The organism is Piscicoccus intestinalis NBRC 104926 (assembly GCF_001515525.1).
In the GTDB taxonomy this organism is placed as follows: Bacteria; Actinomycetota; Actinomycetes; order Actinomycetales; family Dermatophilaceae; genus Kineosphaera; species Kineosphaera intestinalis.
The window spans coordinates 1-15,119 of the sequence record NZ_BCNQ01000037.1; the positions used below are offsets into that span (position 1 = coordinate 1).

At 71.7% G+C, this 15,119-nt stretch carries 14 protein-coding genes and 1 pseudogene; 9 read left to right on the top strand and 6 right to left on the bottom strand.

Going from position 1 to position 15,119, the window contains the following annotated elements:
- From PINTE_RS22635 to PINTE_RS08005, 3 genes are all read right to left on the bottom strand, one after another.
- Positions 1-386 (bottom strand): biotin/lipoyl-containing protein (locus PINTE_RS22635; protein WP_304609749.1); only part of this gene is annotated, 386 nt, incomplete at its 3' end.
- Positions 387-388: 2 nt separating this feature from the next.
- The gene (locus PINTE_RS08000; RefSeq protein WP_068428445.1) at positions 389-1,396 is read right to left on the bottom strand and encodes an alpha-ketoacid dehydrogenase subunit beta; all 1,008 of its coding nucleotides are present in this window, start codon (positions 1,394-1,396) and stop codon (positions 389-391) included.
- Positions 1,397-1,437: 41 nt separating this feature from the next.
- Complete coding sequence (locus PINTE_RS08005; protein ID WP_068428449.1) at positions 1,438-2,400, bottom strand: thiamine pyrophosphate-dependent dehydrogenase E1 component subunit alpha; 963 nt, start codon at positions 2,398-2,400, stop codon at positions 1,438-1,440.
- Positions 2,401-2,654: 254 nt separating this feature from the next.
- Here PINTE_RS08005 and PINTE_RS08010 point away from each other — a divergent pair, with 254 nt between their 5' ends.
- From PINTE_RS08010 to PINTE_RS08050, 9 genes are all read left to right on the top strand, one after another.
- The gene (locus PINTE_RS08010; protein WP_068428452.1) at positions 2,655-3,944 is read left to right on the top strand and encodes a helix-turn-helix domain-containing protein; all 1,290 of its coding nucleotides are present in this window, start codon (positions 2,655-2,657) and stop codon (positions 3,942-3,944) included.
- A gap of 131 nt (positions 3,945-4,075) precedes the next feature.
- Positions 4,076-7,165, top strand: coding sequence for a Na+/H+ antiporter subunit A (locus PINTE_RS08015; protein ID WP_084343368.1), 3,090 nt, complete (start codon positions 4,076-4,078; stop codon positions 7,163-7,165).
- Positions 7,162-7,680, top strand: coding sequence for a Na(+)/H(+) antiporter subunit C (locus PINTE_RS08020; protein WP_068428455.1), 519 nt, complete (start codon positions 7,162-7,164; stop codon positions 7,678-7,680). Before PINTE_RS08015 ends, PINTE_RS08020 begins: the two co-directional genes overlap by 4 nt.
- A 5-nt stretch (positions 7,681-7,685) precedes the next feature.
- A complete protein-coding gene (locus PINTE_RS08025) occupies positions 7,686-9,359 on the top strand; it encodes a Na+/H+ antiporter subunit D (RefSeq protein ID WP_068428523.1) in 1,674 nt (557 codons plus the stop codon).
- Positions 9,356-9,988, top strand: a complete 633-nt coding sequence (locus PINTE_RS08030) for a Na+/H+ antiporter subunit E (protein WP_068428458.1) — start codon at positions 9,356-9,358, stop codon at positions 9,986-9,988. The genes PINTE_RS08025 and PINTE_RS08030 overlap by 4 nt, the downstream gene beginning before the upstream one ends.
- Entirely contained in the window at positions 9,985-10,329 is a 345-nt protein-coding gene (locus PINTE_RS08035; protein ID WP_068428461.1) for an MrpF/PhaF family protein, read from the top strand. Before PINTE_RS08030 ends, PINTE_RS08035 begins: the two co-directional genes overlap by 4 nt.
- A complete protein-coding gene (gene mnhG / locus PINTE_RS08040) occupies positions 10,326-10,625 on the top strand; it encodes a monovalent cation/H(+) antiporter subunit G (RefSeq protein ID WP_068428464.1) in 300 nt (99 codons plus the stop codon). The genes PINTE_RS08035 and mnhG overlap by 4 nt, the downstream gene beginning before the upstream one ends.
- 138 nt (positions 10,626-10,763) lie before the next feature.
- Positions 10,764-12,077 (top strand): bifunctional o-acetylhomoserine/o-acetylserine sulfhydrylase, encoded by a 1,314-nt coding sequence (locus tag PINTE_RS08045; protein ID WP_068428526.1) that lies wholly within the window; start codon positions 10,764-10,766, stop codon positions 12,075-12,077.
- Positions 12,078-12,342: 265 nt separating this feature from the next.
- Positions 12,343-12,867 carry a type 1 glutamine amidotransferase domain-containing protein gene (locus tag PINTE_RS08050; protein WP_068428467.1) on the top strand — a complete coding sequence of 175 codons (525 nt, stop codon included), beginning with the start codon at positions 12,343-12,345 and terminating at the stop codon, positions 12,865-12,867.
- Positions 12,868-12,972: 105 nt separating this feature from the next.
- On the opposite strand, the gene PINTE_RS08055 is transcribed toward PINTE_RS08050, so the two are convergent.
- From PINTE_RS08055 to PINTE_RS25030, 3 genes and pseudogenes are all read right to left on the bottom strand, one after another.
- Positions 12,973-13,851: a CPBP family glutamic-type intramembrane protease gene (locus tag PINTE_RS08055; protein WP_068428470.1), complete on the bottom strand. Its 879-nt coding sequence runs from the start codon at positions 13,849-13,851 to the stop codon at positions 12,973-12,975.
- Between the two features lie 13 nt (positions 13,852-13,864).
- A complete protein-coding gene (locus tag PINTE_RS23880; RefSeq protein ID WP_217996534.1) occupies positions 13,865-14,578 on the bottom strand; it encodes a class I SAM-dependent DNA methyltransferase in 714 nt (237 codons plus the stop codon).
- Between the two features lie 113 nt (positions 14,579-14,691).
- Positions 14,692-15,096: pseudogene (locus PINTE_RS25030) on the bottom strand (DUF480 domain-containing protein); the annotation flags it as partial.
- Positions 15,097-15,119 lie beyond the last annotated feature (23 nt).

Genomic DNA, 15,119 nt, shown 5'->3' on the forward strand with positions numbered 1-15,119 from the left:
GGCGAGGGCGAGGGCGGCGGGGGAGGCGCCGCCTGCGCCGAACCGTCACTGGCCGCCGCTGCAGCGTCGGAGGTGCCGGAGCCAGAGCCCGACCCGGCGCCGTGCTCGGCGAGGAAGGCGTCGATCTCCTCGTCGGTGGCGCCGGAGTCAGCGACGACGCCGACGAGGTCGCCGACGGGCACGGTCGCGCCGGCGTCGGCGAGGATGCGGCACAGCACCCCGGACATGGGGGCCTCGACGTCACCGGCGATCTTGCTCGACTCGACGGTGACGAGCGCGGTGCCCTCGGACACCTCGTCGCCGACCGCGGCCAGCCAGCTGGTGACCGTGCCCTCCTCCATGGTCATGCCCCATTTGGGCAGTTCGAGTCCCTTGATCGTCGACATCGTCACGCCCCCACGACGGTGCGGACGGCGGCCTCGATCTTCTCCGGACCCGGGATCCACTCCTTCTCCAGCGGGGCCGAGAACGGCACGGGCGAGTGCGGCGGAACCACGAGCTGGATCGGCGCCTTCAGCGAGCCGAAGCCCTTGGACGCCACCAGCGCCGCGACGTCGTGCGCGAACCCGCAGCGGGCCGCCGACTCGTCGGCGACGACGAGCCGGCCGGTGGAGGCCACCGACTCCAGGATCCCGTCCTCGTCGAGCGGCGACGTGGTGCGCGGGTCGACGACCTCGACGGAGATGCCCTCGCCGGCGAGCTTGTCGGCGACCGTGATCGCGTAGTTCACGGTCTGGCCGAGGCCGACGATCGTCACGTCGGTGCCCTCGCGGGGGTAGTTCGCGACGCCCAGCGGGATGACGTAGGGCTCGTCGGGCACCTCGCCCTTGCCGTCGTAGAGCATCTTGTGCTCGCAGTACATCACCGGGTCGTCGTCGCGGATGCTCTGCAGCAGCAGCCCGCGGGCGTCGTACGGGTTGGACGGCACGACAACCTTCACGCCGGCTGTCGAGGTGAAGATGTTGTACGGCGAGTTGCTGTGCTGCGCAGCCGCGCTCGCGCCGGCGCCGATGATGCCGCGCACGGTCAGCGGGGTGCGGGCCTTGCCGCCGAACATGTACCGGAACTTGGCCGCCTGGTTGTAGATCGTGTCGAAGGCGCAGCCGAAGAAGTCCATGAACATCAGCTCGGCCACCGGGCGCAGGCCGGTGACGGCGGCCCCGGCCGCCATGCCGCACAACGCGGCCTCGGTGATCGGGGTGTCGATGACGCGGTCGTCACCGAATTCGGTCCACAACCCCTGGGTGACGCCGAAGACGCCACCGAAGGCTTCGAGGGTGGGGTCGGGGTTCCACGCCGCCTTGCCGCCGCGCAGGTCTTCGCCGATGAGGACGACGTCTTTGTCCTCGCGCATCGCGTCGGCCATCCCGGCGCGAACGGCTTCCCTAAAACTCATCGTGGGCACAGGTATCTCCTTCGATCGCTGTGTGGGCGTGGTCAGTACGAGACGTAGACGTCGGAGTCGACGTCGGAGATGTCCGGGACGGGGGCGGCCTTCGCCTCGGTGACCGAGGAGTCGACGAGTTCGGTGTTCGCCTCGTCGATGGCGTCGAGCTCGGACGGCTCGATCGACCCGGCGACGTTCTCACGGAAGATCTTCAGCGGGTCCTTGGTGTCCTTCACTTCCTGCAGCTGCTCGGGCGTGCGGTACAGCCCCGGGTCACCCTCGAAGTGACCGTAGAAGCGGAACGCGGTCGCCTCGATGACCGAGGGGCCGCCGCCGGAGCGGGCCCGGTCGATGGCCTCGCCGGCCGCGTTGTACACCGCGAAGAAGTCGGTGCCGTCGACGGTGACGGCGGGCATGCCGAAGCTGCCGGCGCGGTGCGCGATGGAGTCGGCGCCGACGGCGTAGTCGGTGCCGGTCGCCTCGCCCATGCCGTTGTTCTCGAAGACGAAGACCATCGGCAGGTTCAGCACGACCGCCATGTTCAGCGACTCGAGCGTGAAGCCGTGGTTCGAGCCGCCGTCTCCGGTGAACGAGACCGCGACCGCGCCCTCACCCCGGTACTTCGCGGTGAGCGCGGCGCCGATCGTGATCGGCGGGCCGCCGCCGACGATGCCGTTGGCGCCGAGCATGCCCACCGACAGGTCGGCGATGTGCATCGAGCCGCCCTTGCCGTGGCACAGGCCCTCCTTGCGGCCGTAGATCTCGAGCATCATGCCGCGGATGTCGCAGCCCTTGGCGATGCAGTGGCCGTGCCCGCGGTGCGTGGAGGCGATGTAGTCCGCGCGCCCCAGGTGCTCGCAGACGCCGACGGCGATGGCCTCCTCACCGGCGTACAGGTGGATGAATCCGGGGATCTCCCCGGTCGTGTTCTCTTTGTGCAGGCGATCCTCGAAGGCCCTGATCTTCGACATCCGGTCGTAGGCCTCGAGCAACTGCTCCTTGGACAACTCCATCGCTGGATTCCTCACCTCGTCGTGATCGCGTGGACTGCCCGACCTGGTGCGGTGCGTGGTCGTGTGACCGCCGCCACGTCCGGGCAGGTCGAGTCACCGTAGGGCGGCCTGCTCGGGCGGGCGCGCTGCAACGCACTGCAACGTGCTGCAACATGGCGAAATGTCCGTTCGGGCAGGCGCAGGACGCAAACGCCCGTGACCCGGCGCGTGCTCGTCGGTAGGCTGGCGTTCTCGCCCGTCAGAGGAAGTCCGTCATGAGCCGGATCGAGGCGCCGGAGCCCGCGCTGCCGTACGACGGAGACCCGCGCGCCTACGCGGCGGTACTCGCCGGGCTGCACGAGTCGCGGATGTTCGGGTCCCGGCCCGTGGCCCGCCCCCGCCACCTCGTCGACGAGTCCTGGTCCCGGATGGAACGCGACGGCGTGCCCGTCCACCGGCCCGACCCGCATATCGACGAAGGCGCGCTGGAGGCCGAACTCGACGCGATGAGCACGCGCTACGGTGCCGACGGCCGCGAGGTGCGCCGACAGGTCAAACGCGCCCTCGAGGGCTGCCTGCTCGACAGCGACCTCGTCGGCATCTTCGCCACCCCCTCGTGCCGCGTCGGCGACCGCTACGGCAGCCCCGGGGCCCTGCGCCGGGCCGACCGGATCGGCTTCGTGCACGCCGCCGCGTGGGGTGAGTCCGCGGTCGGCACCAACGCGATCGGCCTCGCCGGGTTGCTCACGCGGCCCGTGCAGGTGCACGGCCCCGAGCACTGGTGCGTCAACCAGCACGACTGGTCGTGCGCCGCCGCGCCAGTCCGCGACCCGGCCGACGGTGCTGTCGTGGCCGTCGTCGACATCTCGGGAGGCATCGAGTTGGCCCATCCCGCGCTTCTCGGGCTCGTGCAGGCTGTCGCCACGCAGGCCGAGTTGCGGTTGCGCGATGCGCACCGCGCCCGCCTCGAGAAGCTGCGCAAGCGCACGTGGTCCGCGGTCTCCCGACTGCGCGGGCCGTGGGCGCTCACCGACGAGTGGGGCTGGGTCGTCGGCGCGCAGGGCCTGGACGTCGACGAGCGCGTCGAACTCACCGGAGCGCCGGGCGGCGGCCTCGCCGTCGTCGCCGGTCTCGGGCAGGTGGAGATCTCCCGCATCGGCGAGGCGGTGGTGCTCGTGCCGCGCACCGGCTCCGGGGTCGATCTCGGCTACCGGCTCGACGCGGCCGCGGGCACGCTCACCGTGACCATGGGCGACCTGCGCGCCGGAACCGGTCTCGTCACGAGCGGTGGGGTCGGCGCGACCGTACACCACCTCACCGGTCGGCACATCGCGCTCCTGACCACCCTCGCGCGAGCGCGCGGTCCGCTGACGCCCACCCGACTCGCCGAGAGCGTCTGGGGCACGCAGGCCTCGGTCGTCACCGCCCGCGCCGAGGTGTCCCGGCTCCGGCGGCGTTTTCCCGGACTGGTCTCCGCGGCGCCCTATCGCCTGCTCGCCCACCTCGACGGCGTCGACGCCGGGCCCGTCGCGGGGCCCGTCGCCGGGCCCGTCTCCCAGCGCTGATCGCCCAGGAGTTCGTGCAGATTCGCGCTCGCCCCCGCCGCTGGCGCCAGCGCGACTCGATGCGGTGGTTGGCCCCTTCGGTTGATAACGTCTCTACCCAGCACGCGAGAGACCGACGAGCTGGGGGAGTGATGCTGAGCCTTCTGCTCGTAGCCCATCTGGTCCTGGCAGTGGCAGCACCCCCGATCGTGCGTCGTCTGGGCCGTCGCGCCTTCTGGCTGTTCGCGCTGCCTCCGGCCGCGACCTTCGCCTACGCCGTCCGGAACACCTCGCACGCGTTCTCCGAGTCGCCGCCCACCCAGGTCGTCTCGTGGGTACCCAGCATCGGGCTCGAGCTCGCGTTCCGCCTCGACGCCCTGTCGTGGCTGCTGTGCCTCATCGTCGGCGGCATCGGCGCCCTCGTGCTCGCCTACTGCTCCGCGTACTTCTCCGACGAGGAGCCGGGCCTGGGCCGTTTCGCCGGCTGCCTGCTCGGCTTCGCCGGCGCGATGCTCGGCCTCGTCACGGCCGACGACCTGCTCGTGCTCTACCTGTTCTGGGAGGCCACGACGGTACTGAGCTACCTGCTCATCGGGCACCGCCCCGAGAGCAAGTCGAGCCGCACCGCCGCCACCGAGGCCCTCGTCGTGACGACCTTCGGCGGCCTGGCCATGCTCGTCGGCCTCATCGTCATCGGCGAGTCGGCCGGCACCTACCGGCTGTCCCAGATCATCGAGGCCGCCGCGGCCGCCCCGCCCGCCGCCGACGCGACGATGGTCGCCGCCGTCGGGCTCGTGCTCCTCGGCGCGCTGAGCAAGTCGGCGCTCGTGCCGTTCCACTTCTGGCTGCCCGGCGCGATGGCTGCGCCCACGCCCGTCAGCGCCTACCTGCACGCGGCCGCGATGGTCAAGGCCGGCATCTACCTCGTCGCCCGGTTCGCGCCCGCCTACGCCGACGTGCCGCTGTGGCGGGTGCTCGTGCTGGTGCTCGGCGGCGCGACGATGATCATCGGCGCCTACCGCTCGCTGCGCCAATACGACCTCAAACTCCTGCTCGCCTACGGCACCGTCAGCCAGCTCGGCTTCCTCGTCGTGCTCGTCGGCGCCGGCACCGGCGACGCCGCGCTCGCCGGCGTCGCGATGGTGCTCGCGCACGCCCTCTACAAGGCCTGCCTGTTCCTCGTCGTGGGCGCCATCGACCACGCCACCGGCACCCGCGACCTGCGCGAACTGTCCGGGCTCGCCCGCAGCTCACCCGGGCTGGCCATCGCCGGCGTCGTCGGCGCCGTCTCCATGGCCGGCCTGCCGCCGCTGCTCGGGTTCGTCGGCAAGGAGGCCGCGTACGCCGCCTTCACCGCCGGCGAACAGTCCTGGGACTTCTGGGTGCTCGCGGTGCTCGTCGTCGGCTCGATGCTCACCTTCGCCTACAGCGTGCGGTTCGTCTGGGGCGCCTTCCGCACCCAGCCCGACCGCGAGGACACCTCCGTGCACGCCCCCGGGCCGGTGCTGCTCGGCGTGCCGCTCGTGCTCGCCGGGCTCTCCCTCGGCCTCGGCCCGGCAGCGCCGCTGCTCGAGCCGGCCCTGCGGGGCTGGGCCGACACCGTCGGTGCCGCGCCCGCCTCCGGGCACCTGACCCTGTGGCACGGATTCACCGCGGCGCTCTGGCTCACGCTCCTGACCTGGGCCGTCGGTGTCGCGCTCGCGCTGGGCCACATCCGGGTCGAGTCGTTCCAGACGACCCTGCACGACCGCGCCTGGAACAAACTCTCGGCCGAGAACAGCTACCGGCGGCTCATGCGCGCGCTGGACCGCGGGTCGCTGGAAGTCACCGCCGCCCTGCAGCGCGGCTCGCTGCCGCTGAGCCTCGGGCTCATCCTCATGGTCTTCATCGTGCTGCCCGGCGGCGCCGTGCTGTTCCTCACCGACTGGAGCGGCATGCGGCTGCGGCTCTCCGACGGCGTGCCGCAGCTCATCACCGCGAGCGTCATGGCGGTCGCCGCGATCTGGGCCGTGCGCGCCCGGCGCCGCATGCGCGCCGTGCTGCTCGTCGGGGTCACCGGCTACGGCTGCGCGCTGCTGTTCCTGCTCTTCGGCTCGCCCGACCTCGCGCTGACCCAGGTGCTCGTCGAGACCCTGTCGATCATCGTCTTCGTGCTCGTGCTGCGCCGCTTCCCGAGCCGGTTCACCGCCGACCGCCCCCGCTGGGACCGCGCGACCCGCGCCGTCTTCGGCCTCGCCGTCGGCGTCGTCGCGGCGGCCCTCGCGCTCGTGCTGCCGCAGGCCCGCACCGCCAACCCGGCCTCCGACGGGCTCGGCCCGATCGCCGTCGACTACGGCGGCGGCCACAACATGGTCAACATCATTCTCGTCGACGTGCGGGCCTGGGACACGATGGGTGAGCTGTCGGTCGTGCTCGCCGCCGCCACCGGCATCGCGAGCCTGGTGTTCCTGCACGAAGACCGGTTCGCCGTCGTGCGGGCGCGGCTGGCCGACACGTGGGCGCGCCGCCGGGAGGCCACCCGCTCGGGGGTGTCGCACGGCCGCTGGCTCGCCGAGGACTCCCTCATCCGGCCCGAGCAGCGCTCGACGATGTTCGAGGTCGTGGCCCGGCTCATCTTCCACGTCGTCATGCTCTGGTCGGTGTACCTGCTGCTGGCCGGGCACAACGATCCCGGAGGCGGTTTCGCCGCCGGCATCGTCGCCGGCCTCGCCCTGACCGTGCGTTACCTCGCCGGCGGCCGCGAGGAGCTGCGCGCGGCGATCCCGGTGCTGCCGGGTTGGCTGCTCGGCATCGGGCTCTTCCTGTCCGCCGGCAACGGCCTGGGTTCGATGCTTGCGGGCGGCTCGGTGCTGCAGACCTGGGTCTTCGACGTGCCCGTGCCGCTCATCGGCAAACTGCACATCGTCACCTCGCTCGTCTTCGACGTCGGGGTCTACCTCGTCGTCATCGGCCTCGTGCTCGACATCCTGCGCAGCCTCGGCGCCTCCATCGACCAGCAGATCGACGACGCCCGCCGGCCCGACTCCGGCCCGGGCTCGTGGTCGGCCGGTGGCGCCGCCGCCCCGACCTCCTCGCCCGCCTCGTCGTGGTGGTCGACGCGCACGACGCGCACGATGCGCCCGATGCGTCCCGGCAAGGACGCCGCGGCGACCAACCCGGCGACCCCGACGCAGGTTCGGGAGACGCCGCCGAGCGACGACCCGATGGGCGGCTCCCACGGCCTGTTCGAGGGGGAGCGATGAGTTCCAACGTCACGCTCGCGCTGCTCATCGGCGTGCTCTTCGGCTCCGGCGTCGTGCTGCTCATGTCGCGCGGCATCGTGCGCGCCTTCCTCGGGGTGCTGCTCATCAGCAACGGCATCAACCTCATGTTCATCGCGGCCGCGGGCCGCCCGGGGCTCGCGCCGATCGTCGACGACACCGGCGATCAGACCGGCCTGACCGACCCGCTGCCGCAGGCACTGGTGCTCACCGCGATCGTCATCACGCTCGCGCTCACCGGGTTCGTGCTGGCGCTGGCCGACCGCTCCTGGCAGGTCACCCGCACCGACGACGTGGCCGACGACGACGAGGCGGCGCGCATCGGCCGCAAGGCGCAGGCCAACGACACCTCCGACAGCGACTTCGCCGAGGACGCCCCCGACGAACCGGACGAGGATCCCGACCCCGGCGCCTGCTACCACCCCGACTGCCCGGCCCCGGCCGACGGTCACGCCGGGGAGCACGTCGGCCACACGCCCCACCCGGACGGGAGGTGATCAGCATGGTGGATTTCCTCTACGCCACCCCGCCCACCTGGCTCGTGCCGCTGCCGGTGCTCCTGCCGCTCGTCGGCGCCGGCCTGACGCTCGTCGTCGGCGGCCGCGACCAGCTCCAGCGCACGGTCAGCATCGTCGTCTTCGTCGGCGTGCTCGCGGCCGCCGTCGGCCTGCTCATCGGCGCCGACGCCCACGGCCCGCTCGTGCTGCGCACCGGCGGCTGGCCGGCCGCCCTCGGGGGCGTCGTGCTCGTCGCCGACCGGCTCTCGGCGCTCATGGTGCTCGTGTCGGTGATCATCACGTTCGCCGTGCTGCTGTTCTCCATCGGGCAGGGCCGCTCCAGTGACCGCGAACGCGACGCCGGCTCGCCGCTGCCGATCTTCCACCCCACGCTCATGGTGCTGCTCGCGGGCGTGTGCACGACGTTCGTCTCCGGCGACCTGTTCCACATCTACGTCGGCTTCGAGATGCTGCTCATCGCGAGCTTCGTGCTGCTCACCCTCGGCGGCACCGCCGAGCGGGTCCGGGCGGGCGTCAACTACGTGTTCGTCAGCGTGCTGTCGTCGCTGCTGTTCCTCACGGCGATCGCCATGACGTACGCCGCGACGGGCACGGTCAACCTCGCCCAGCTCGCCGGGCGCCTCGACGCGCTGCCGGAGTCGACGCGGGTGACGCTGCAGGTGCTGCTGCTGCTCGGGTTCGCCATCAAGGCGGCGATCTTCCCGATGTCCGGGTGGCTGCCCGACTCCTACCCGACGGCACCGGCTCCGGTGACGGCGGTGTTCGCGGGACTGCTGACGAAGGTCGGGGTGTACGCGATCATCCGCACCCAGACGCTGCTGTTCCCCGACGGGGCGCTCGACTCGATCCTGCTGTGGGCGGCGCTGTTGACGATGATCGTCGGCATCCTCGGCGCCATCGCGCAGGACGACATCAAGCGACTGCTGTCGTTCACGCTCGTCAGCCACATCGGCTACATGATCTTCGGCGTGGCCATCGGCAACGAGCTCGGGCTGTCCGGCGCCATCTTCTACGTGGCGCACCACATCATCGTGCAGACCACGTTGTTCCTGGTGGCGGGGCTCATCGAGTGGCGCGGGCGCAGCACCTCGCTCAGCGAGCTCGGCGGCCTGGCCCGCACGTCGCCGCTCATCGCCGTGCTCTTCTTCATCCCCGCGATGAACCTCGCCGGCATCCCGCCGTTCTCCGGCTTCCTCGGCAAGATCGCGCTGCTGCAGGCCGGCGCGCAGGCGGCGACCCCGCTGGCGTACCTGCTCATCGGCGGGTCGGTGCTGACGAGCCTGCTCACGCTGTACGCGGTGAGCCGGGTGTGGTCGATGGCGTTCTGGCGCAAGGTGCCGACCCCCTCGGAGACGGTGCAGCGCGAGCGCGCGTCGGTCACCGCCGGCGCGCCGAGCGTCGACGGGCAGCCCGAGGAGACGGACCGCCCGATCGACAGCCCGACCGGGGCGTTGGCCCTCGGGGCGGTGCGCGCCATCCCGCGCGGCATGACCACCCCGACCACCCTGCTCGTCGTCATCGGCATGGCGATCACCGTCGTCGCCGGGCCGCTGTACGCGATCACCGACCGGGCAGCCGCCGACCTGCGCGCCCGCACCCCGTACATCGACAGCGTGCTCGCGCACGATCCGACGAATCCCGGGCAGGAGGCGCCGTGAACGCCACCAGCGCGTCGACCGTCCTCGGTGACGAGTACTCCAGTCGCCGCGGCCTCGTGAAGCGGCGCGTGCAGGTCGTCTCGTGGGTCGTGCTGACCCTCGTGTGGGTCATGCTGTGGGGCAACTTCTCAGTGCTCAACGTGGTCTCCGGCCTGCTCATCTCCGGGCTGTTGCTGCTGCTGTTCCCGCTGCCACCGATCCGCCTGGGCCTGCGGGTGCGGCCGGTGGCGACGATCGTGCTCGTCGTGCGGTTTCTCGTCGACATGGTCACCGCGAGCGTCGAGGTCGCCTACAAGGCGTGCGCTCCGTGGGTGCACCCGCAGGGTCGGTTCACCCGCATCATCCTGGCCGGTGACAACGACCTGCTGTGCACGATCACCGCGCAGATGACGACACTCGTGCCCGGCTCCATCGTCATCGACCTGGAGTCTGACGGTGCCGGGCGCACGATGCTGCTGCACGTCTTCGACGCGCGATCGCCCGACGACATCGAGCAGCTGCGCGGCCGGGTGCTCGCGCAGGAACAGCGGGTGCTGCGGGCGCTCGCCGCGCCGCCGCGCCAGGTCGCCGCCGAGCACGATCCGGGTCCCGACTCGGCCGCCGGTCCCGATGGGGAGGAGCGTTCGTGATCTGGAATCTCGCCGTCGCCTTCATCGCCCTCGCGCTCGGGCTCTCGGCGCTGCTGGCAGTCGTGCGGATCGTGCGCGGCCCCAGCGTGCTGGACCGCACGGTCGCCACCGAGGTGCTCGTCTCGACCCTCGTGTGCGCGCTGTGCGCGGAGGCCGCGATCAACCGGCATGCGACGACGCTGCCGATCGTCATCTCGCTGTCGCTGCTCGGCTTCCTCGGGTCGGTGTCGGTGGCGCGGTTCATGCCGCAGCCTCCGGAGGACAAGGGCGGGCGGGTCACGTCGGCGCCCGCCGAACCCGTCGGTGACGAGCCGACCGCACGCCCGGGGAGCCAGTCGTGAGTTGGGACAGCGTGGCCGACGGAATCGGTCTGTTCTGCCTCGTGTTCGGGGCGCTGCTGTGCCTGACCAGCTCGGTCGGCCTCGTGCGGCTGGGCGACCTGTACGCCCGCATGCACGCGGCGACCAAGCCGCAGGCCCTGGGGCTGCTGCTCTCGTTGCTCGGGCTGGGGCTCATGCTGCGCTCCGGCCTCGACATCGGGATGCTCGTGCTCATCGCGATCTTCCAGATGCTGACGATCCCCGTCTCCGCGCACCTGGTCGCCCGGGCGCGGTACCGCGACGAGAACCCGCGCTGAGGCGCCTGCAGGGCTTGGCGAGCCCGTCTCCGGGTAGCGTCGGGGGCGAACGGGCCGGGCGTGTCGCACCCGGCCGCGACCGGAGCATCCCGCACGATTCCCCCGCACGATCCCCGCACGATCCCCGCAGGAGTGAGCATGAGCGAGCAGTGGCGTTTCGAGACCAAGCAGGTGCACGCGGGGCAGGTGCCCGACAGCGAGACCGGGGCACGGGCCCTGCCGATCTACCAGACGACCTCGTTCGTCTTCCCCGACGCGCAGACCGCGGCCGACCGGTTCGCGCTGGCCGACCTCGGCCCGATCTACACCCGGCTCGGCAACCCGACCGAGCAGGCCGTCGGCGCGCGGATCGCGGCCCTGGAAGGCGGGGTCGGTGCGCTGCTGCTCGCCTCGGGGCAGTCGGCGACGACGTTCGCGATCCTCAACGTCGCGGCGGCCGGTGACCACGTCGTCTCCAGCGCGGCGCTGTACGGCGGCACGTACAACCTGCTCAAGTACACGCTGAAGCGGCTCGGCATCGAGACGACGTTCGTCGACGACATCGCCGACGTCGAGCAGTGGCGGGCGGCGATCCGGCCGAACACCAAGCTGCTGTTCGGCGAGACGATCTCCAACCCCGACGGGAAGATCCTCGACGTCGCCGCCGTCGCCGACGTGGCGCACGAGGCGGGGCTGCCGCTCATGGTCGACAACACCGTCGCGACCCCCTACGTGCTGCGCCCGATCGAGTACGGCGCCGACGTCGTGCTGCACTCGACGACGAAGTACCTCGGCGGGCACGGCGCGGTCATCGGCGGCGCGATCGTCGACGCGGGCACCTTCGACTACGGCGCCTCGCCCGAGAAGTTCCCGCAGTTCAACGAGCCGTCGGAGAGCTACCACGGGCTCGTGTTCGCGCGCGACCTCGGCGTCGGCTCGGCCCTGGGAGCCAATCTCGCGTTCATCCTCAAGGCGCGCGTGGAGCTGCTGCGCGACCTCGGCTCGGCGATCAGCCCGTTCAACGCGTGGGTGCTGCAGCTGGGCATCGAGACCCTGTCGCTGCGCATGGAGCGGCACCTGTCGAACGCGCTGAAGGTGGCCGAGTACCTCGCCGGGCACGAGCAGGTGGAGTCGGTGTTCTACTCCTCGCTGCCGGACAGCCCGTGGGCGGCGTTGGCGGGCAAGTACACCCCCGCCGGAGCCGGGGCCGTGCTGTCGTTCGAGATCGCCGGTGGCCTGGAGGCGGGGCGACGCTTCGTCGACGGCCTCGAGCTGCACAGCCACGTCGCCAACATCGGCGACGTGCGCTCGCTGGTCATCCACCCCGCCTCCACGACGCACAGCCAGGGCAGCGACGAGGACCGCCGCGGAGCCGGTGTCACCCCCGGCCTCGTGCGCCTCGCCGTCGGCATCGAGCACATCGACGACATCGTCGCCGACCTCGACAAGGGCTTCGCCGCCGCCCGCGCCTGACGCCAGCGTCGCTCCCACGTCCCTCAAAACTGCGTGTCGTGGTCGGACCTGCTGTTCGTGTCGCAGGTTTCACCGCGACACGCAGTTTTCACGGACGTTCGGAGGCGGTGCACCCGGTTCGGGACGCGCCGTGGGGGGTAGGGGAGCCGTAGGCCGCCGCGGGTCGCGACGCGATTCGCACGAGACACAGCCGTGGCGGCGTCCGATCCGTCATCGACCACGCCGCGCGGCGCGTGCGCGCGCCCCGGCTCCGAAGGGAGAACCCATGTCCGCACCAGCCCGCCGCGCCGCGGTGATCATCGCCGAGAACTTCGAGGACTCCGAGGCCACCAGCCCCATCGAGGCCCTGCAGGAGGCGGGGGTCGAGGTCAGCGTCATCGGCCTGGAGACCGGCACGGTCACCGGCAAGAAGGGCGCGACAGTCGAGGCGCTGACCACCATCGCCGACTCCGACGTCGACGGCTTCGACCTGCTCGTCATCCCCGGCGGGGGCGCGCCGGAGAACCTGCGCATCGACGACGACGCGGTCGAGTTCACCCGCCGCTTCGTCGACTCGGGCAAGCCGGTGGCCTCGATCTGCCACGGCCCGCAGCTGCTCATCTCCGCCAAGGTGCTCAGCGGCCGCACGGTCACCGCGGTCAACAGGATCCGCGACGACATCGTCAACGCCGGCGCCACGTACGTCGACGCGGAGGTACACTTCGACGGCAACCTCATCTCCTCGCGCACCCCCGACGACCTGCCCGCCTTCAACAAGGCGATCGTCGCCGCCGTCACCGAGCAAGCCTGACCCTCCTCTCACCCTCGGCCGAAGGCTGCCCTTTCGGTCGAGGGCTGCTGATAGAACCGCAGCCCTCGACCGACGGCGCAGCCTTCGGCCATGTGGGGGCGGCCGTCAGCCGTGGACGAGGGGGAAGATCGGCAGGGCCTGCGGGTGGTGGGCGTGCACGATGACGAGGAAGACGATCGCGTCGAAGAGGAGGTGCACGACGACGACGTAGAGCAGGTTCTGCTTGGTCCAGGAGAAGATCAGTCCCTGGATCAGCGCGAACGGGATCGTCAGGAACGGGCCCCACGCCTGGTAGCCCAGCTCCCACAGGAACGACACGAAGATCGTCGCCTGCAGCACGTTCGCGACCGCGGGGCGGAAGTGCCGCAGGAACAGCACGTAACAGGTGCAGATGAAGAACAGCTCGTCCCACAGGCCGACCGCGTTGACGCCGATGAACAGCCGCGCGATCGCGTGCCATTCGACGACCGCGGGCCAGTTCGTGTAGACGCCGGAGGTGAGGAAGTACCACGGCAGGATGAGGTACGCGGCGACGATGACGACGACGAGGTAGGCCCACATCCGCCGACTCCACCGCCCCAGCCCCCACGGAAACCCGATCGCGTGTTCGCGATACACCCAGCGGCTGATCGAGTACGGCACGACGACCGCCCAGCCGAGCGCGAGCGTGAACCGCAGCATGCCGGCGGGCGAGATGTCGGCGTGCAGCGAGATGAAGCTGATGCCGGTCAGCGCGATCGCGATGAGCAGCAGGTCGGTGGCCAGGCGCCGGGAAAGGCCGGTGCGGTCGGTCCAGACCGCGCCGAGGAGCCCGGCGGCCAGACACAGGTAGCCGGGCACGTCGATCATCAGCCAGAACAGGAAGACCGCGCCCGCGCAGATCAACGCGCAGGGGACGAGCGCGATCGGATGCGTCGGGCTGCCGGGCGCAGCGATGGGCGAGGGTCGCGGGGTCGAGCTCGGCTCGGAGGCGGGTCGGCTCATCTCCGCGATCGTCTCACGGCCGGCGCGCGAGCACGTAGAGCCGCTCGGTCTCCAGCTCGACCCCGGCCAGCGGCCCACGCACATACCACTCCTCGATGACGAGCCCGGCCGCGGTCACCGCCTCCCGCACCGCCCGCGGGTCGTGCAGCACGATCTGCAGGTCGACGTCGTGACCCCACCACTGCCGCTGGTGGCGCACCTCGTCGCCGACGTGCACCGCGAGCGCGAGCCGGCCCCCGGTGTCGAGGGTGCGCGCGAGCGCCGCGACCGCGCCCGGCAGTTCGGAGCCGGCGAGGTGGATCAGCGCGTAGAACGCGACGATCGCCGACCATCCCGGCGCCCGCGGCGGCCGCAGCAGCCGGGTGAGGTCACCGACCTCGAAACGCAGGTCCGGGTAGTCGGTCTGGGCGCGCGCCACCATCGCGGGCGCGAGATCGAAGCCGGTGACGTCGGCGCCGGCGTCCGCGAGGAAGGCCGCCAGATGCCCCGGGCCGCAGCCGACGTCGGCGACCGGTCCGCCGGCCGACCCCGAGGCCCATTCCGCGACCCGCTCGAGCAGCCACCGGTCGAACGGCTTGTCGTTGAGCTCCTCACCGATGTGCTGGGCGTAGGAGTCGGCGACGACGTCGTAGGCCGCGCGCACCCGCGAGTCCCGGGCCGCGGCGCCGTCGGCGAGAACGACGTCGCGGTCGACCCCGGCGGGTGCCGCAGCAGCCGCGACACCCACCCCCGCCCCGGCTCCGGAGTCGGTCCGAGCAGGTGCGTCCAGCGCGGATCGTGCTGTCCGGGTTGCCGGGCGAGCTGCGCGACGAGGGGAGCGGGCCGGTCGGCGAGGCGCTGCAGGCACGCCTCGACCTCCTCGCGGTCGAGGAACGGGTGCATCCGTTCGGTGCGGGTGCGCAGCTCGCCGGCGGCCTGCGGGCCGCGCAGCAACAGCACGGTCAGCACGGCGCGTTCGTCGTCGTCGACCCCGAGCACGTCGGCGAGCAGCTGGTGGAACTTCAGCGTGCGCGAGCCCTTCCCGGCCCAGACGATGCGCAGCAGCCCCTGCTCCTTGAGGCCGCGCGCCACCGCCTCCAGCTCGGAGTCGGGGTAGTCGGTCACCGGGTCGCGGCTCGTGGTCTGGTTGCACGCCGTGCGCAGGGCGTTCAGCGACAGCGGATACGTGGCCGGCACCGTGCGCTCCTTTTCCAGGAGCGCGCCGAGCACCCGCTGCTGCGCCGCGTCGAGGGCGGGTCGATCCATGCCGCTAGTCTGGCAAACCCGGC